This is a genomic window from Flavobacterium sp. CFS9, from assembly GCF_041154745.1.
Lineage (GTDB): Bacteria > Bacteroidota > Bacteroidia > Flavobacteriales > Flavobacteriaceae > Flavobacterium.
Window position 1 is genome coordinate 413258 of sequence record NZ_AP031573.1, and the last position, 18828, is coordinate 432085.

At 35.4% G+C, this 18828-nt stretch carries 23 protein-coding genes; all 23 read right to left on the reverse strand.

The features are described 5' to 3' along the window. Nucleotides 1-28: 28 nt before the first annotated feature. The gene (locus tag ACAM30_RS01555; RefSeq protein ID WP_369616907.1) at nucleotides 29-1924 is read right to left on the reverse strand and encodes a hypothetical protein; all 1896 of its coding nucleotides are present in this window, start codon (nucleotides 1922-1924) and stop codon (nucleotides 29-31) included. Nucleotides 1925-1932: 8 nt separating this feature from the next. Next, on the reverse strand, nucleotides 1933-2448 hold the full coding sequence (locus tag ACAM30_RS01560; protein WP_369616908.1) for a hypothetical protein: 516 nt from the start codon (nucleotides 2446-2448) through the stop codon (nucleotides 1933-1935). Between the two features lie 4 nt (nucleotides 2449-2452). Beyond that, a complete protein-coding gene (locus ACAM30_RS01565) occupies nucleotides 2453-2665 on the reverse strand; it encodes a hypothetical protein (protein WP_369616909.1) in 213 nt (70 codons plus the stop codon). Between the two features lie 10 nt (nucleotides 2666-2675). Next, nucleotides 2676-5462, reverse strand: coding sequence for a hypothetical protein (locus tag ACAM30_RS01570; RefSeq protein WP_369616910.1), 2787 nt, complete (start codon nucleotides 5460-5462; stop codon nucleotides 2676-2678). After that, nucleotides 5462-8089 (reverse strand): hypothetical protein, encoded by a 2628-nt coding sequence (locus ACAM30_RS01575; protein ID WP_369616911.1) that lies wholly within the window; start codon nucleotides 8087-8089, stop codon nucleotides 5462-5464. Before ACAM30_RS01575 ends, ACAM30_RS01570 begins: the two co-directional genes overlap by 1 nt. A 136-nt stretch (nucleotides 8090-8225) precedes the next feature. Continuing rightward, nucleotides 8226-8411, reverse strand: a complete 186-nt coding sequence (locus ACAM30_RS01580) for a hypothetical protein (RefSeq protein WP_369616912.1) — start codon at nucleotides 8409-8411, stop codon at nucleotides 8226-8228. Between the two features lie 194 nt (nucleotides 8412-8605). Then, nucleotides 8606-8965, reverse strand: a complete 360-nt coding sequence (locus ACAM30_RS01585) for a hypothetical protein (protein ID WP_369616913.1) — start codon at nucleotides 8963-8965, stop codon at nucleotides 8606-8608. After that, on the reverse strand, nucleotides 8965-9384 hold the full coding sequence (locus ACAM30_RS01590) for a hypothetical protein (protein WP_369616914.1): 420 nt from the start codon (nucleotides 9382-9384) through the stop codon (nucleotides 8965-8967). The genes ACAM30_RS01585 and ACAM30_RS01590 overlap by 1 nt, the downstream gene beginning before the upstream one ends. 13 nt (nucleotides 9385-9397) lie before the next feature. Continuing rightward, on the reverse strand, nucleotides 9398-9700 hold the full coding sequence (locus ACAM30_RS01595) for a hypothetical protein (protein WP_369616915.1): 303 nt from the start codon (nucleotides 9698-9700) through the stop codon (nucleotides 9398-9400). A gap of 69 nt (nucleotides 9701-9769) precedes the next feature. Further along, nucleotides 9770-10276, reverse strand: a complete 507-nt coding sequence (locus ACAM30_RS01600) for an HK97-gp10 family putative phage morphogenesis protein (protein WP_369616916.1) — start codon at nucleotides 10274-10276, stop codon at nucleotides 9770-9772. Next, complete coding sequence (locus tag ACAM30_RS01605; protein ID WP_369616917.1) at nucleotides 10269-10601, reverse strand: head-tail adaptor protein; 333 nt, start codon at nucleotides 10599-10601, stop codon at nucleotides 10269-10271. Before ACAM30_RS01605 ends, ACAM30_RS01600 begins: the two co-directional genes overlap by 8 nt. A 4-nt stretch (nucleotides 10602-10605) precedes the next feature. Further along, complete coding sequence (locus tag ACAM30_RS01610) at nucleotides 10606-11166, reverse strand: head-tail connector protein (protein ID WP_369616918.1); 561 nt, start codon at nucleotides 11164-11166, stop codon at nucleotides 10606-10608. Nucleotides 11167-11191: 25 nt separating this feature from the next. Beyond that, on the reverse strand, nucleotides 11192-11545 hold the full coding sequence (locus ACAM30_RS01615) for a hypothetical protein (RefSeq protein WP_369616919.1): 354 nt from the start codon (nucleotides 11543-11545) through the stop codon (nucleotides 11192-11194). Nucleotides 11546-11575: 30 nt separating this feature from the next. After that, nucleotides 11576-12886 (reverse strand): phage major capsid protein, encoded by a 1311-nt coding sequence (locus ACAM30_RS01620; protein WP_369616920.1) that lies wholly within the window; start codon nucleotides 12884-12886, stop codon nucleotides 11576-11578. 1 nt (nucleotide 12887) lies between these two features. Further along, nucleotides 12888-13559 carry an HK97 family phage prohead protease gene (locus tag ACAM30_RS01625; RefSeq protein ID WP_369616921.1) on the reverse strand — a complete coding sequence of 224 codons (672 nt, stop codon included), beginning with the start codon at nucleotides 13557-13559 and terminating at the stop codon, nucleotides 12888-12890. Next, the gene (locus ACAM30_RS01630; protein ID WP_369616922.1) at nucleotides 13559-14770 is read right to left on the reverse strand and encodes a phage portal protein; all 1212 of its coding nucleotides are present in this window, start codon (nucleotides 14768-14770) and stop codon (nucleotides 13559-13561) included. Before ACAM30_RS01630 ends, ACAM30_RS01625 begins: the two co-directional genes overlap by 1 nt. A 243-nt stretch (nucleotides 14771-15013) precedes the next feature. After that, on the reverse strand, nucleotides 15014-15166 hold the full coding sequence (locus tag ACAM30_RS01635) for a hypothetical protein (protein ID WP_369616923.1): 153 nt from the start codon (nucleotides 15164-15166) through the stop codon (nucleotides 15014-15016). Beyond that, nucleotides 15159-15347 carry a hypothetical protein gene (locus tag ACAM30_RS01640; RefSeq protein WP_369616924.1) on the reverse strand — a complete coding sequence of 63 codons (189 nt, stop codon included), beginning with the start codon at nucleotides 15345-15347 and terminating at the stop codon, nucleotides 15159-15161. Before ACAM30_RS01640 ends, ACAM30_RS01635 begins: the two co-directional genes overlap by 8 nt. Further along, entirely contained in the window at nucleotides 15344-15604 is a 261-nt protein-coding gene (locus tag ACAM30_RS01645; RefSeq protein WP_369616925.1) for a hypothetical protein, read from the reverse strand. The genes ACAM30_RS01640 and ACAM30_RS01645 overlap by 4 nt, the downstream gene beginning before the upstream one ends. Before the next feature lie 16 nt (nucleotides 15605-15620). Then, nucleotides 15621-17354, reverse strand: coding sequence for a terminase large subunit (locus ACAM30_RS01650; protein WP_369616926.1), 1734 nt, complete (start codon nucleotides 17352-17354; stop codon nucleotides 15621-15623). Between the two features lie 9 nt (nucleotides 17355-17363). Then, a complete protein-coding gene (locus ACAM30_RS01655; RefSeq protein ID WP_369616927.1) occupies nucleotides 17364-17609 on the reverse strand; it encodes a hypothetical protein in 246 nt (81 codons plus the stop codon). A 173-nt stretch (nucleotides 17610-17782) separates the two neighbouring features. Continuing rightward, complete coding sequence (locus tag ACAM30_RS01660) at nucleotides 17783-18604, reverse strand: phosphoadenosine phosphosulfate reductase (protein ID WP_369616928.1); 822 nt, start codon at nucleotides 18602-18604, stop codon at nucleotides 17783-17785. Further along, nucleotides 18601-18810, reverse strand: a complete 210-nt coding sequence (locus ACAM30_RS01665) for an AP2 domain-containing protein (protein ID WP_369616929.1) — start codon at nucleotides 18808-18810, stop codon at nucleotides 18601-18603. The genes ACAM30_RS01660 and ACAM30_RS01665 overlap by 4 nt, the downstream gene beginning before the upstream one ends. Nucleotides 18811-18828: the final 18 nt, after the last annotated feature.

The window sequence follows — 18828 nt, forward strand, 5'->3', positions numbered from 1 at the left end:
TAAGAATTGCACTTTATTAAAGTGTTTACTACTTGAACACTTTAATCTTAAAATCACCTGAAGCGGGATTTCTTGCAACTGATGTATCTAAATTTCCGAAACGTACAGTTACTGTATTGGGCGCACTAACGAAGGCTGTATATACAGTATTAGGTTCGACGGAGGCAAAAGGCACACCAAGAGATACTACATCTCCAATCGCAGCGCCAGCAACAGTAATAGTTAAATCTTGAGAGGTTCCTGCATCCGTATTAGGAAAGTCTAAAGTAGCAGTTCCCGTTAAGATTACGGGTAAATCTGACGTCATAGCAAACACACCGTCTTTATTTGGGAAAGCAAAGGTTTTAGGCGTTCCTGTTATTGCTTTCGTATCTAATCTAGCCACCCCCGATAATGTAGTCGACGCTATACCTATATGATTTCCTGATCTCATAATTATTGGAGATGCGCCACCACTAGCAATTCCAACGTCTGTAGAAAATTGAATGTAATCAGAGAACGTCTTTACACCACCTATACCTTCGGGTCCAGTTTTATGAACGGCATTACTGTCCAATGCAAATGAAGAACTAGATATTTTTTCCAAAACGCCAGTGGTGTTATTTCGAGTCAATATATCATAAGCTCCAACGCTCGTAGGAGGCAATGTAGTGACAGTTAATGAATTCAAAACTACATCACCCGTTTTAGTTAGGGTGAATGTGTTTGATCCATTATTTTGTCCTGCGAATACAAATCCCGTAGAGCCGGATGACCCGTTAGATATGATACCTATACCGCTAGAATCGTTTACAGAATATATACCGCTTCCGGTCGAGGTGTTAGAGGCAGCAAATCCCGTACCTGATGAGTTATTTGCAGATGTGAATGCGTTTCCTATTCCATTGTTAACGGAAGCCAAACCGTTCCCATTACTGTTATTTATTATGAAAAAACCAGATCCTCCGCCGCTATTAGTAACCTGCCCTCCTCTTCCTGTCGATGAATTAGTTATTTTAAACACAGTAGATCCAGGAGCTCCTCCATTATTTGTCAAATCTAATCCGCTAGATTGGGAATTAGTTGTATTTGTTGAAGATTTTAAGCCTGAAAAACTTTCATTACCTATAGCGTGTAGCACATTTGCATCGTTTGCTGGAACATACCCAATATTAGACTCGATAACATTCCAATTAGCAGGTGTTTGATTTGGCACATTTGTAAGTGCAAAAAAACTATCGCCTACATTTACAGATTTCCCTGCCAACACTCCAGCTACTGAAACATACCATAAATCTCCTTTTTGTATCGCTCCTGATGTGCCACTTCCTCCACTAATAGGAAATAAGTTAGCTGAAGCATCCCAAGTACCTCTAAGATTTATAACGCCAACAAGCAGGTTATCTGCATACATTTTTACAGCTTCTACAGTTGGATACAAATCATTGTTCACCGTAGTGAAGTCAGTCGCTTTATTAACAACTTTCTCAAAATCATCTATAGGAACAACAACCCCGATTACGGTTGCACCATAAATATCAATAACACCAAGCTTAATTGTTCCGTTTGGAAATAAATTTGGTTCAGTAGCAGAAACCGGATCTTCAACACCTTTAAAGATATGATAACCACCAGTATCATTACCAAGTAAAACATCCTTTCTATAGTAGCCATCTTCCGCAGAATCCAATACCGCATTATACTCAGGATTATCAACAAACTCAAGAAGATTTATACGCCATTCAAAGGCATCAGCATCTACATGAACGTTCAATCCATTAGTCTCGATATCTCCTTTTTTCAGAACCATATCTGGATTTTGAACAGTTGCAATCCTATTGTTCAAGTAATCAAAGTTATCGTTTATAATTTGCCCTGCCTGTCTTGCAGGTGTTCCTGTTTTGTCATTTGGAGATACTCCAATATTTATATACTTAATAACCATATTAAAAATCATTTATATCCGACGATTAATTTAATAACCCAGTTAGCCGTTTCACCTCCCGAAAAAATAACCGGATCAGCTGTCGCACCAGAAGCTGATTTATACGCCCCCATTATAGTTAACTGGTCATTTACCATTATTTTTATTGTACTGTTACTCGTATTATTATACAACACACCTATTCCTTGCGCATAGGTTCTACCTCCATCTTCAGGATAAGGCGTTGGCGCAGTAACAACATCACCCTGCACAAAACCTTTGATCGCAGTTTTACACATTAACATGACAATCACACTATCAATCACTGCACTCACCGGAAGTCCTGTAGAAACTGAATAATTCCTATCTGTAGTAAACGAATCCAAAATCAAAACTTTTGATTTTGCAACTTTAGCAAACTCCTGAATCACAAAATCCATTATCTTATTCTCAACACTACGATGACTCATAGCCGTAATTTTGGATTCACTCAACAATTCGGTAGCAATAAACTCCCTAACTTGATTTTCTGTTATATCTGCCATTTTTTTACTTATAATCTATTTCTAAATAATCTCTCTCTGAATAATCTCTTTTTACAACCGGAGGCAATAGGACAATATCAAAATCAAACGTATCAACCAAACTATCAAATGTTATCGTTTTATTATCAAAAGTGAAATAACCCGGCTGTGGATTAATAATACTGTGATCAATTCCTGGGTCTTTTAGACTCCCAACACCAATTCTTTTAATATCCATAATGCAAAATTTAAGCAGTTCCTATATTCGAAATCTTTTGTATTGGTAATCCGGTAATAACAAGGTCACCACTTACAATTACAAATGTTCCAATGTTTATTTCAGAGTAAGAGTAATTATTGCCATGATTTTTTATTGAATTTCTGGTATAGAAAGTAATTTCGTCAGTACTGATACAGTTGAAAGAAAAGCTCAATTCTACTTTTTTTGGATTATTACCATGCTTAATATAAGATTGAGTTAAAACAACCCCGTTCTTTATCACCCCACATTCAGCAATAATAGAATCTGCTTCATTTCTATAAATAGCTTCTGTTTTCAAAAGACCGGAAAACGAAACAATAGCATTTACAGGTAAATTTGGATCAATATTTAACTTATAGATCCTATACAAGTAATAGCTCTGTAAAGGAGAAGTTGTAGTTTCTGAAATTAAATCTAAAGCCACATTAGATGTTTTCACTCTGTACACATCAATAAAATCGCTCGCTTTATCACCATCATTATCTGTTACTTCAATCTTAAATCTATAGTAATCTTCTATTAAATTTTTTATAACGGTAGAAAGATTATTTGGAGACACGATTATATCCCCAAATCCCCCAACCTCCTTAGTCCACACAACATTAACAATATCACCATCAGGATCATAGGCCGTTGCGTTTAAAACTATTGAATTCTGATCTTCCGACATGTAAATATCATTACCCGCCAACACTATAGGCGGTATATTTTTATCTTCAGGAATAGTAGTTCCCACGTCTTTATAAAAACTACGCCCCAACACTAGAGTAGTTCGGTTATCATCTAAATTCCAGGAACAGTTTAAAACAAAAAAATCTTTTTCAAAAACATAATTAAACAATATTATATCGTTGAATTTTACAGAATTTTTCACATCAAGATCAATTTTTTCAACTGCTGTATTAAAAATTCTACGATTTATATTTGCTATAATTTTTGCATAATTACTTTTCTCAATTTTGTAAACAACATCAGTCCACTGCTCCCAATTTAATCTTGATTCCTCAATATCATCAGACGCATATTTTTTTACATACAATCCTTCATTGTAAAATTTATTCGTCTCAATAACCATCTGCTCACCATCTTTAAAATTATAGAACACATCTATAACTTCAACCAAAGAATTATCCAGCACAGAGTAAACATTATATCTATTTTCATCCACAAGATTAACCCCAGCTAACTGTAATTGCAAATACTTTTTATTATTCAATTCAAATGAATGCAAAACAGGAACATCGATAATCACAAAGAAATCTGTTTCTCCATTTAATTTGCTTAATCTAAATCCAGCAGACATACCGGAACTATCATCAGCAAAAGTCAGTTCGACTTCTTTATCAATAGAAAACTCACCACTTATTAAATCAACTTCTCTTTGATCTTCGATAAATCCAAAAACTTTAATCTCAGCTTTATTTATAATTATGCATTCTAAATTTGTTTCCTGTAAAACACCTGTAAGTCCATAAATTTTCACATCAAACAAACCTTCAGATGGAAATATATGGTCTATACTTAAAGTTGCCTTACCTCCTGTGTCAAAATTTAGATCTTCAAAATAAATTATATTATAATCAGCATTTCCATAGATAACATCACCATTAAATAGAATTTCATACTTGAATGCATTTTTCCACGTCTCAATATTTTCAGGAGGAGGAATAACCTCATAATATCTTTTTAAACCAAATTCAATATTAATATTTATCCTTTGTCCTTTTTTATAATAAATTTTTTTTCTCAGAGACAAAAAACGAGTGTTATCCTGCGGAAAGTCCGTATGTCTATAAGCTCCACCTTCCTCCGTTCCTCTGTGATAGATTCGCGGAGCATAAGATGGTGCAACACACTTCTCCAACATACCACCATGCCCAATCCAATCTGTAGAATAGATTTCACCTACAACGCCTGATACTATAGCCCAACCAGCATTTTCATCAGCAGCTATTGTTTTAGGAAAATTTGGAACTACTTTCTTATGAGTTACAGCTATTTCATTGTAAGGAGGAATCATTGTAATAAATGGTTCTGCTAACGGAGTGATTTTTTTTAATAATCGATTTAACTCATAGACACCTTTATATACAGCATTAGTAACACTGTATACCTCGTACTTAACTTTACGTAACTGACGAACATTTAAACCTTCGATATACCAACGATTATCAGCTTGAAAACACACACACATTGTATCCTTTAGCAACATATCCAAAATACTGTACGCATCTTTTTTCTTTTTATCTAAAAAATGTATGGTATCTAAATAGATTGTATTCCAATCTTTATTTACAAAATTTACAATTGCCGGACTAAAATATAAATCCAAATCAAGCCCTGTTAACGATAGTATCTTACAAAGTATCTCTATCAAAGATTTTTCTTTACTATAATAGTCATCCGGCAAATAGCGCCCTTTTAGTCTACCCAAACCATCAGTAGCCCCAAAAGAAACAAAAAATGAAACTCCTTTATACGGCTCTGAATATAAATCAGGTAAAATATGTCCTTGCCAAATTATAGCATCACTTTCATAGCTTTTTATCAGAACTTTAAACCTCTTTTCATCACCCGTAAAAAGTTTAATAAAAGCACCATCCTCCGCAGTTCTAGTAAGCATATCAAATTTTAAATCACTAGATACAATTGATAAATCATCTTTTGTATCAGAACCATTCCAACTCAATACAATCCCAGATGCTGAAGCATATTCAATCACAAGTTTTGTATCCGGTGATAGTGTATCAATTATATCTACATAATAACTCATTAGCCAATTCTTGAATTACGTTTATCAGTCCTATCAAGAACCAATCTTAATTTATTACCATCCAAAACAAATCCCCCGCCCAATGTAATGTTAACATTAGACCCAGCACCTGACAACATATTATACAAACTACGTTGTTGATCACTATTAAAAATCATCTCACCACTATTTACACGCGCCAAAATTTTATCACCAAAAAAAGAAGAACCTCCGACAATGCCACCAGTTGCAAATTTTGGAATTGCAGCAAAAGCCGCCAAAACTCCACCTATAGCAGTAGCAATAAATGCAGGTGTTGTAAAAACAGCTGCTGGACCAGTAGCCGTACCGGATGCAGTAGCACCTGCAATAGATTGTGAAATAGCCGAAGCTAACATCATAGCTATCAACTTTGTCACGGTTTGAATCATTCCAGCAAGAAAACCACCAAAGCCATTTTTAGCAAGCCCTAGAGACTCAACAAGAGAACTCGCTAATCCCGAAAAAGCATCACTTACACCTTTACTTGTTAACTCAGCCACTTCAGCCATCCTCTTTTGAGCTTCAGTTAACTTAACTATTTTTGTATTTAACTCTTCAGCCCCTTCAATAGCATCAATTTTAATTTTAGTATTATTTATTTGAGTGGTTAACCTTTTGTACTCTTCGGCAGTTGTAGAAAACTGTTCCCTTAATTTTTCAAAGTAAGATAACTGACCTTTTAAATCTTCTAAAGAGAACGAAGGAACAATTCCATCAAAACTAGTCGCATCAGGCAAAGCAGGGCGCGGTAATTTAACTTGCTGTTTTTTAGTTATCTCATCAATCTTCTTTTGATAAGAATCAATTATAGCTTGCTTTTTAAGCCATTCAGCATTACTTAAAACATTATTCTTCTGTTCTTCTTGCTGAAGCTTTATAAGACTTTCATAATACGCAATAGTACCAGGCTTTAGAGCACTGATACTATCTTTAATGGCATCCGTACCTATTTTAATATCCTGAAGCTTAAGCTTTTCATTCTCTTCAAGCTTACCCGTTTTCTTCAAATATTCTTCTTTAGCTGAAAATAATACTTCATCAGCTTTTAAATTATCTTCATTAAATTTCTTAAGTTCTGCATTTTGAATTCTCAGCAACTCCGTTTGTCTTGCAATCAACTCCGATTTAGTCATCGTAATACGAGCTGTTTTTTCAGCCGCATTTGCTTCCTGAATTACAACTACATTCGCACCACTTCTTAGCCTTACAATTTCCGCTTCAGTTGCAGCAATGTTATTACGAAGTTTTATCTCCTGCTCTACACGCTCGTTTGCACGCTTTTGCAATTCATTATCAATTGCCGTCGCCCTACTTTTATTAAATATTGCTTCACGAAGCTCATCGTAAGTATTTTTTGCATAACCATTAAGAACAATCTCGTCTTTAAGATTTTTAAAGTAAGCCGGATATAACGCTTGCAAATCATCTACAGCTTTTTTTCTTTCGATTGTAGATAATTTTGTATTTGTTGCCGACGCATACAACTTATCTAATGTCGCTATTTCCGCAACTGCATTTTGATCTCCTTTTTTTATAGCTTCATTTAAATCATCCTGAGCAGTTGCAACTTTTTTTGTATTAACGGCATATACAAGCATTGCCATTGCTGCTGCTTGAGCAACTAAGACAAGTACGGCGAAAGGATTCGCAGCTATAACAGCGTAAGTTGCCATAACAGCAGTTCTTAGCGCCATAAAACCAGATACTAAAAGAGGAATTGTTGAAGCCACAGCTCCTATTCCTATCAACAATGGCCCAATAGCAGCCGCCAAACCTGCCACCGCTACAATTGTTACTTTTGACCCCTCAGACATTCCCATCAATCCTTTCAGAAATCCGTTCACAGAGGTAATTGCCTTTGTAAAATATGGTAAAATAACCTGACCAAACATTTGACCAAGCTCTTTAAGAGACTCTTTAAAAATTCTTGATTGATTAGCCGCACCCCCTCCAGTCCTTGCAAAATCGCCATGAGCATTAGAAGTAGCTTCCATTACATAAGCATACCTAAGATTTACCTTAGAAGCCTGATCCATATCTTTAATTCGGGTTTTAATACCTTTTGACAAAGCAAACTCTTGCAAATTCTGCTCCGTCATTACAATACCCAATTTCTTTAAAGATTCTGTTTCACCCGTAAATATCGAAGATAAGGCAGTATTAGCTTGATCTATACCAATATTTTTAAAAGAAGAAAGATCACCCGCCAAACCAACCAAAGCTGTAGACATTTTCCCCGCTTGAGCGGTTGTTAACCCCATTGATGTCCCCATATCGCCATAAGCCGCCGCCATATCCAAAGCAGTACCTTCGGCAATACCATAGGTTTCTAAAGCCGTTTTTCCAAACTCCTTGACAGCACCGGAAGATGTATCAAAAGCAACATCTACCTTATTTAAACTTTCTTGATAATCTGAAGCAAATTTCACAGCCGCACCGGCAGCCGCTAAGAGAGGAGCAGTAACAAATGTTGTCATCGTACGCCCCATTTGTTGCATTTTCTGACCAAACTTATCTATACTACGCAATGCGTTTTGCATCCCAGTTGAAAACTGAGATAAATCGACCTGAAACTTTACATTGATACTTGCTAAACCACCTAACATTGAAGTAATATTTTAGTAAAAATACCACCTCGAAAAGCCCTAAATTGTTATCATTGATAACAAAAAAAAAGCCCTGAAATTAATCAGAACTTTTTCCCATCTAAACTAAAAAACAAAACAAACTAACCAACCCTATCTAATTTTCACTTAATAATTTTTGCGCTTTTTTCTTGTCGTAATTATCAAAAAAAGCTATACTTTTTTGCTCATATTCCAGCATCAAATTATGTTCTTTTTCCGATAATTCTATAAGTGCTTTTTCTTCCCACGGGAATTTAATAATATCAGTTTCTTTAAAATTCTCTTTTGCATAAGGAGACATGGAACCGTACATTAATTTTCGTGTAATCAACCACCGCTCCCGACTTTTAACATCTTCATATTTTTGAAAGCCGTTTACAGTATTTACAAATTGCCGATATGTCAGACTGTAGAAATAATTAACTTCTAATCTGATTTGCCCCAAAGCTAGTTCCTCTAATTGATCCCATGTTTCATTAACCGCATCGGCACTGTTTATCGCTTCGGAGCATTCCGCTTTTTTTCAGGCTCTTTTGCTTCATCAGGAAACGCCGCGGAAATTCCTTCGGTCATCCCTTGTGCCAAAATCATCAGTTCATCCATTTCCAAGTCTTCAATTTCTTCTTTCGAAATTTTCGTATGGTTATCAGGATGACAATCTATTGCTCGAAAAAGAACATCGTATAGAACATCGTACACTTCAAAATTACCCGTTTCAATTTGCTCAATCAAAGCTACTCTTTGCATCACTTCAGGTAATCCAGGCAAATTCCAGTCTTTACCTAAAACACGGAATACTTTTAAGGAAAAGGCCATCTTAAAAGTATTCCCTTTTATTTTTACAGGGATATCCATTATACAACTGTATCTCTTTCTAAATCACCATTACCTTTGAATGAAATAGAAACTTTTGCTGATTCACCAACTGTTGCAGTAATACTTGCACCTTCGATTAAAACTTTACCACTGTAAATAAAATCACCAGTTACATCTGTAGTAAAGTCAATATCAATTGGCGTTCCTGCCAATTGCAATGCTAAAATTTCATCAAAAGTCACATGAGTTGTATCTCCTGTAGCTTTGTTTGCTAACAAAGACTCTGTAGAACCAGTCCAAGTATAATTTGACGGAATAGAAATCGTTCCATTTGTGTCTTTCGTTGCAATTTCTTCCAACTTGGTATTAAAATCCAGCTTACATGAAGTCGCATGTAAAAACTTTTTATTGTTGAACTTTAATCGTAATAATTTCCCGTTATAAATTTCGCTTGCCATTTTTTTTATATTTTTAAAATAATTTAAAATTTACCATTCCTGAATAAGTAAAACTTTCTTCATTGTAATCTATCGATGCAGAAATAAAATTATACTTGTTATCTATCTGATCCACCATTGCATCAGTAAAAGCGCAACACGCATCATAACTATTTTGATCAAACCAAAAAATAACTACTATATCAACCTGAGTACGATCTTTTGTTTCCGGAGTTCTTTCTCCCAAGTAATATGTTGAAATAGGTAATGAATTACCTTCTAAAGCCACAATAGGGAAAAGAAAAGTTTTTTCTTTTCCATCTTCATTTCTTTTCATAACTGAATTAAACTCCGGTAAACCCGAAAAGAAACTATACAATTGTTTTGATACATTCTCAAACATTACCTAACTTAATTTATCTATTCTACGTTGTATAAATTTTGCCATTTTCTGCTTTGCCTCACTCGTAACTTGACTACTTGTTGCTTGATATGCCATTGCCATAAAAGGTGTTGCTTTTGTTTTTCCAATTGAAGCATGATCATTTACACCTCTTTTACGCTTACGCTTAAAACCTTTACGATACTTATTAACACCCCTTTCTACAAAGTGACCATACCAACCGTTGTTCACACCTTTTGCTCGAGTACCAACATAAATTGTTGGATTTTCCTGTTTTCCTGTAATATACCCTAAGGACTTTTTTAAGTTCCCAGGTTCAATTAATTTACCTCTTGCCTTATGCTTTTTTGAAGAAACCGGAACAAAACTTCTAGCCGCTTGAAGCGTTGGATTCGCAATCTGCCGAAGTATAATAAAAACCTCCCGCTTTTTATCTTTGTCGTTTGCAAGCTGACTAATTTTAGCTTTCAATTCCGAAAAACCTTCAACATCAAATAATGGATTATTCATAGTTTTTAACCCTGATTTCTAAATGTTGTCGCCTACCAATTTCTATTATATGAAGCACTTCATACTTTTTCGAATCATCAATCAAAATTAAATTGGATGATTTTGATTTCACATTCTCATCAAACCTGATTGTGTACGTTCGATTTACTAAATGCTTAATTTTTCCGTCAGTTTCTTCGGTTCCTGAAACATCCTGCATAAAAGCCCAAGTATTTGAAATCGTTATCTCATTAACAATTTCCGCTCCGCTATCAGACTGATCTGTTTGTTTTTCTACAATATCGATCAATCGATTCATTTGACCGATAAAAGGATTCTTTGGCATAACTTTAATATTTTCGGTACGCTCTTGCTAAAGCGTCAGCCGCACCATTATAACCAATTTCCCCACGATCTTCACGTCGCTCATACATGTCTGCAATTTTCAATAACATTGACTGTTTTAAAGCTTTTGGAACTTCAGTCGTTACCCAACCTTGCCTTACCGTAACAATAACCGCATCTAGTCGCTTTTCTGTTTGAGGCACATCTATAAACGTAATTGTTTTTGTTCCGACTACTATTCCAGGGCGAACTTTGTAACTGTCAACGTCAAGCACAGTCGCTACAGTTTCGCCCTGTTTATAGCATTTTACCTCGGTAACTTCGTCGTTATCATTATTAACCGAAAAATTTACAGTTTCAAACTGCGAAACTTCCATAACAAAATCACGAGTATCAATTGAACGATTTATATAATTCTGCCTATCTTCTTTAGCTGCATCAATATAGGTTTGAATCAAATCATCTTCAGGATTTACACCCGTTCCTAGTCGTAAATGTTTTTTTGCTTCTGCAAGAGTTACACATACTGTAACTTCCTGATTTTTATAATAACTGTCCGTAACCATTTTTTTTAAACAATTAGAGGTTTATTTACGATGCTGCTTTGTCAGCGGCTGCTTTGTCAGCGGCTGCTTTGTCAGCGGCTGCTTTGTCAGCGGCTGCTTTGTCAGCGGCTGCTTTGTCAGCGGCTGCTTTGTCAGCGGCTGCTTTGTCAGCGGCTGCTTTGTCAGCGGCTGCTTTGTCAGCGGCTGCTTTGTCAGCGGCTGCTTTGTCAGCGGCTGCTTTGTCTTCAGAACCTTTTTTACCGCATTCTTTCGCATAACCAGCATCAATTAATTCATCTGCTTGTCTTGTGTCAAAAGTTGCTTTTTCACCCACATTGTATGCCAACTGGAATCTCCCAGTTGGTGAAACAACGAACTCTATTTTTTTTGTAGTTGCCATAACTTTTTAATTAAAATTTTACGGAGCTAATTAAGCAGTAATCCAGCCTTTGACAACTGAAAAAGATTTTGGCTGACGAATTACAACATCTACAAAAACGTTTGCAGTAACTTCAATTAAACCTTCATTTTTGCGGGATTTATCATCAACAGATAAATCCATAAAGCCCCAAATATTCACTCTACCTTGTGTAAAATCTCCAAAGATTCCGGCAGATAAATTTGTACCTGTACCTCTTGAAAGATTTGAAGGAACGTGATTCGAAGTGAAAGAAGAATATCCGTTGATTTCTCCTGATTTATCCATTAAATAATTAAGATCACCCGCTTCATGTTTTGTTTTTTTCAACTTCCCACGAGTTTTTGGATTCACTAAATAACTCATTTTTGCACCTGAAGCATTTTCAACAAAAATTCCAGTCTCCATGTCTACAATGTTATCCCAGGTAGGAGCAGAGCCATTTGTTCCGATTGCAACTGTATTAACCCCCGTGTGATTTAACACCCCTAACGGCTGACCAGTTCCAGAACCATTTACGAAAGCCAAATCAATTGCATTTCCGACTGCTAACAGAATATCATTCATTGTTTGTCTTTCTAAATCAATAGAAGACTGCATGATGTTTAACAATGAAATTGGAACGGTAACAGAAAGCCTCTTAGGAATAGAATCTACATAACCGTATTTATTTGCAGTCCCATCTGTTTTATCTGTTTCACCTTCCCAAGTAGCAATAATACCACCTTCGTTTACAGGATATCTTAAATTTCCTTTTAATCCGGTAGCAACCACAATTCCCATTTTTTCAATTAATGGCTCAGGTCGTAAAAACTCAATTAAAGGCTGTTGTTCTCTCGGAACCAAATTTCCACCATATTCACCACTATCACCAGTAACGGTTTGTTGTGTCGCTCTGGATTCACCAAATGGAATTACAGCACCTGTAACAATTAATCCCTGAGCCTCAGCCGCACGCTTGCATTCCTGATGAATTCTTAGTGATTCACCCTCCAATGTACCGTTTGCCATTTGCGAACGAATAATTGCATGAATTGACAACCCTTCTCTTTTTTCTGTATTTTCCGGAGCAGGTTTTTCTACAACAGAAGGACCAGCCGCAGGTGTAGGATTAGAACCAAAAGCACGTTGATTTTCTTCCATAGTTTCAGCTACTTTTAAAGCTGCTTTTCTTTCTTCAATCTGAGCTTGTAATTCATTGAATTTAGCCGTTTCTGCTTCGTTTAAAGTAGTACGATTTTCTTTTTTTGCAGCCTCCATTAAGGCATCTTGCGAGCCTACCAATCCATTAAGCTCTTGTCTGATTTCTGCAGATTTTTTCATTTTATAAATAATTTTTATTAATTGATATTTGAGCCTCAAAGGTTGATAGCCCTTTATTTTCATCTTGAGCAGTACGCTCGGTTATATTGTTTTTTTCTTTGTAAGCTGTTGAGCATCTTTGTGCAACTTCTGTATCTGGATAAGCCGGAAATGTTACCGGAGCAACATCAAATAAGCGACTGAATTTTACGATTTGCCTTTTGTCTAAAATTCCTTTCGACTCATCACCGTAAATCCAAATTTCTTCAGCCACTAAAAAGGAGAAAGAAGATTCTGAAACATCACCTTCGTCTATTGCATCAGCCAAATCGATTGCGAAACCTCTGTTTGGCGTTTTGTACGCATACTTTAAACCCACACCGTCAACACTTAACGTAAGCGTACCTTTTCCAGCTTTTGAACGTGCCAAAACATAATTAGGATCGTGGTTATAAAGACAACGAACATCATCGTTTAACACATCATCAAAAGCACCTGGTAAAATTTCTTCTTCAAACTGCCAGTAACGACCTATCACTGTAGTTGAATTGAATTTCGCCGCATATCCTTCAATATTTGGCAAATTATCTTTTTCAACTGTAGGTTCAGTTTCAGGCATTACCTTTCTGACTTCTGAAGAAAAGAAACGACGTTCGGCTCCGTCTATATTTTTTATGTAGTCTACACCTTCCATTATTTCGGCATTTTTAAATTATTTTCAAGCTGTTTTTCCGTGTAAGTGTTTACGGGAGTTAAGTGTTCGTTTAGGAATTCAGGACCGTTGTTTTCTTCCTCTTTTCGCCTTACTTCCTGACGGTTATAAACTCCTGAAGTCACCATTTTTGAATAGTACTCACCACGGCTTTTAATATCAGCACGTAGCAATACGTTCATATTTCCTTTAAAATAACAAGTCGATCTTTCTTTTCGGGTTAAAAGCTTTTTCGTTAGTTCCTGTTCAACATTTGTAACTAAAGGCTGAATTGTATCACTAACATGATCTAATGACTGTTGCTCTATGTTGTTATTAGTAGATTGCTGTAAGGATTTTATTTTATGCGGCGCGATATTGAACCAACGAGCTACATCTTCAATACTAAATTTTTGCTGTTCGATAATTTGCAATTCCTGTGGCGTGATGGTAATAGGATTAAATTCCATACCCTCATCCAATACAACCACACGATCCGCAGATTTTTCTGCCATTGCAGTTCTCCAACCCTGAATGATTCCAGATTTATCTTTGATTACTTTTTCTGTAGAAATTACACCCTGACGAACTCCTTTGTTATCTAAATTCATGGTTGCGAATTCCTGCGTTTTTAATGCTAAATTCAATTGCATTGCTGCAAAAGTGATTGTCGGGATTCCTACCAGTCCGTTAAGAGAGAATTGTTTGAAATGTAAAACTTCTGAAGACATTAAAGGATCTGCCATACCATTTACATAATAATACAATTCGCCTTTAATTAATTTTACATCAAACACATTATCCCAGGGAATGTATTCAGCCGAAACTGGATAACCAGAATTATCTAAAATCGTTTTGAAAAGACAGTTGCCACGTAATGGTAGTGATGTACCGATTAACTTTTTGAAGTTGTACGGCGTCATTAAGTAATTTGGCTCCGAAGAAATAAGAATATCCGCAGAATGCGAGCGTAAACGCTCTTTGTTTCCGTCTATATCCTGATACAACCCGAAAGGGGTTTTCGCCAAATCGTTTGATATTTGCTCAACTGCATTGTATACAGCCGAAAGCTTTAAGGATTCTTTCACTTTGATTCCGGTTGAAGCTGTACCACCACCAAACGAAAGAAAAGAACCTAAGCCACTCAATACTGATTGGCTTCGCTGCTCTTTTGGAGCAAACATATTATCAAAGGCGCTATCTAATAATGACATAGTACTTAAATTTCTATGTAAAATTAGATAGCGCCTTTACTTTAATTTGTTATCATTGATAACAACTGTAGTTGCTAATTTTAATGAGATAATTTCTTAGACAACCTTTGTACAATTTTATAAAGCATTTGTCCAAACCTACTTCGATCAATTTCCCTCTTAAATTTAAGTTTCGCAACTTCTAATTTAGGATTAATCATACAGCTTCTTTCTTGTTGAGAAATTATAGGCCTTTTCATGATATTAAAATTTAAAAATCCATTCTTTATTTATTTTTTCAAAGGTATAGACATTTTTATCTACTGCCACATTTACGGTATCTGCTCCGTAAGTTTTTGGTTCAGGCAATCTTTGTATTGCTGCTTTTAGATTTTTTGCACTTAATTTATTACTCATTCTTTTTTTTTTGAGTTGATATTGATTTTAAAATATTCCAGCCTATTACAAATTCAAAAGCTATAAATCCAACTACGAGCGTATATCTCACATTGTTTGTTGCTATAAAATCAATATCTAAAAGCAAAGAGGTTGCAAAGGCTAATAAGAAAATCACTATTACTGTTATTGCTCGTTTCATTTTTTTTCTTTTTTATTAAATCTTGTTAATGACACCCTGAAGTAATCGTAATCGCTATAGCGATACTGTCCAAATAATTCGTGATAAAGTTCATTTACGCTATGAAAACAGGCTTTATTAGACGGATACTCTAAAATCTTGCTGAAATAATAACTGTAAAATCCTGATGCAGTGCTTAATTTCCGCATAAGTTCAACTTTTTCTTGTAACTTTTCAATTTCAATTCTTAATACATTTGCTTCGGCAGGTGTCATCATATTTGTTTGTTTTTGGTTAGCATTCAAATACATTATCAGGGTTATTGTAATAACTTTCGTTTGTTTCTTCGGGTTCTGACATTGAACCGCCAATTGCATTGATTGTGGCAATTATTCCATCGACACGCCTGCCATTTGCTCCGGAACGTCCTTTATGTACTTTCATATTGTCGTTTGCATCGTAATAGATTACGCACGATGCAAGCATCCAAGCTAAAACCGGATTTCCATCATGTTTTAGTTTACCTGACAGTACAAGCTTTTCAAATTCTTTTGTTGGTGCTGATATTGTTCCGATAGCCTGAGAGAACTCGGAAACATTGTAACCTTCAGCGTCTAAATCCTGTGTAAGTTTGGTTGCATTATAGGGGTCAAATTCTAAACGTTGAACATTGTATTTATAGTATGTATCCTTAATAACATCTTGTATAACATTGTAATCAATGACATTACCAGGCGTAGCTATCAACCATCCATTGTCTGCCCAATATTGATAGGGAACACGATCTTCTTTTGAACGTTTGATGATCGTATCTTTTGGACAGAAAAACCAACATTTTAGATAACGCTCCTCATTTTCGTCAGGCTCAGAAACCAGAACATAAGCACTTAAATCGATTGTTTTTGACAAATCTAAACCACCAAAACACCCGAATTGTGTAAATTTTACAGCCGGGATGATATCTACTTTATTTTTCATCCAGTCTTCGTTGTAAATCCACTCTGACAATTCATCAACCCAAATGTTTAAATTTTTGGTTTTGAAATTTCGCCTTTTAGACGGCTGGTTCATTGCTTTTGTAAATTCTTTACGAATTGCATCGATTGCCAATCCCTGAAACAATAAAGGATTTGCTTTTATCCAAAGGCCTTCATTCATCCAAGATTCTTCTGTTTCCAGATCTTCTTTATCGATGTTATGAATCATTATCCATAGAGAATCATCGACATTTCGACCTTCTAAAACTTCAATTACTGAATCCTCATAATTTTTACAGGCTGATTGCACGTTTGAACCTGCTGTTGTGATATGATAGATTAAAGCCTGTGTTCTCTGCACCGTTGATGATTCGCAGTTTTCTTTTACCGTATCATCTTTATGAGCGTGATATTCGTCAATAATTCCAACATGGCAGTTAATTCCATCCTGTGTATTGGAATCACCACCCAAAGCCATCAATGTTGAGTTTGTTTTAGTAAATCCGATTATTTTTTGACGACAAAAAAAACCCATTTTTCTCAGTGCAGAATTTGAAACTGGACTTTCGATGTACATTTTAGCCTGTTTCCAACATAAACGCGCCTGATCTTCCTTCGTTGCCGCAACATAAATTTCAGCTTCCATTTCTAAATCAAAACTCATGCAATACAATGCTAATCCTGCCATTTCTGCGGTTTTTCCGTTTTTTTTGGCTCGTTTGTCGTAAACGGTATTTATACGGCGATATCCGTTTTTTTCATTGATCCAGCCAAACACATTATACATTGTGAATTGCTGAAAAGGCGCCAAAACGAACGGCTGACCTGCCATTTTTCCTTTTGTATGATTTAAAAATTCGGGAAAGAAATTTATAACCCGCATTCCTTTGTTATGATCCAGATAAAACCCGTCCTGATCTGCGGTTTCTATCCACTTGTAAAAACGCTCTACGGCTTGTTTTATCCTTTTTCCAGTCACGATTTTCCCTGTACGCACATCATTTGCGTACTGAAAAGGAACGGAATAGAGCATTTTTTCAGTGATTTCCATTATAGTTAGTTATTTTGACCAAATTTCTATTTTAAGACGATTTCTTATATTAAATACATATTTATCTTCTCCACCTTCTAATATCTTCTTAAAAAGCTTTATTTTAAGTTGTTCGTCTTTTATGAAATTCGAAAGCTTGTTTGCCGATGTTATTTTTTTATTTTTGCAAGCATTTTCTTTCGGATTTTCTAAAACACAGATGATGAAGTTTTGATTTATCATTGCATTGGTTGGGTTGTCTGATTTTAGTGCCATGGTTATTATCGTTTACGTTTTTTATTTTTTTGGAGCTAAATTGTTCGGAAATTTTCTCTCTCTTTTTTTTAGTTGCCCTTCCATTTTCTTCAAATGCTTCAGCTCTTTCCTGAGCTTCTAAATCTGCTATTTTCTAGCTTTAATTTCATCGTTTGACCACATGATTATTAAGTTTAAAAATTACATACACAACCATCACCACCTGATGAACTAAACATTTTTAATTGAGTTCCGCTATTAGCCATATTAACCAAATCCATAATTGATAAATTTCCTCTGAAAAACATATTGCCATAAATTTCTTCTTCATTTACATGCCAATCAATAAATCTTGTCCCGTATTTAATTGATTCGATAAGATTCAAATCCGATTTTTTATTACACAATTCACAGTTACCTAGTTTAGAATGAATCCCAAGCTTAAAAGGTTCGTTATCAAAAAAAACATTTAATTCCAGATTCCCAATAGGTGTTTCAAAGTCGGTTAAATTTGGAGCAATACGCGTTTTATCTTCTTTCAATTCTGCAAACGTTATTCGTTTAGGCATATCTTCTTTTCTATACCCAAGTGCCTTAACATATTTTGTAGTTCCGAAGATCAACTTACTAAAATGATGAGATACTCTAGTTTTTAAATAATCCGAACAATAAGGAACAGCCTGATTAGGAACTCCAACCCATTTGTTTTTATTTACATGAGCTATCATTTCAGAAAAAACTCTTCCTTTCATGTCCATTGTATCAAAATCGACTAATTTACTTTTTACACCGCATCCTTTTTCTAAACTATAAACACCTTCAATAATGTTAAGAGGTATATTCCAATGGTAAACCATATCTTTTAAAAACTGAATCGTTTCAGGGCGTTCTTGCCCAGTATTACAAAAGACATACAGCTTTTCGTATTCTTCATATTTAGGATCTGTTTGAATATGGCGTGCCATTCTTGCTGAAGACCTACCACCAGAAACAAGAACTGCTAAATATTTTCTCATTCTACTGGTTTTAAAATTTGTAGAGATTTACTTAGTCCTAATGCTAATATTTTCCGGTCACGTGCTTTTGCTGCTTCACGTTCTGAGTCGTGGTAACCACAATCGTATTTTACTCCACTTTGTGAAACACTGGAGCGCCATTTTTGCTGTTCTCTGTGCCAGCCTACGCCTTTGTAGACTGAAACTCTGTTGTTTTGTTTTTCCATTTTTTTATATTTTTTAGG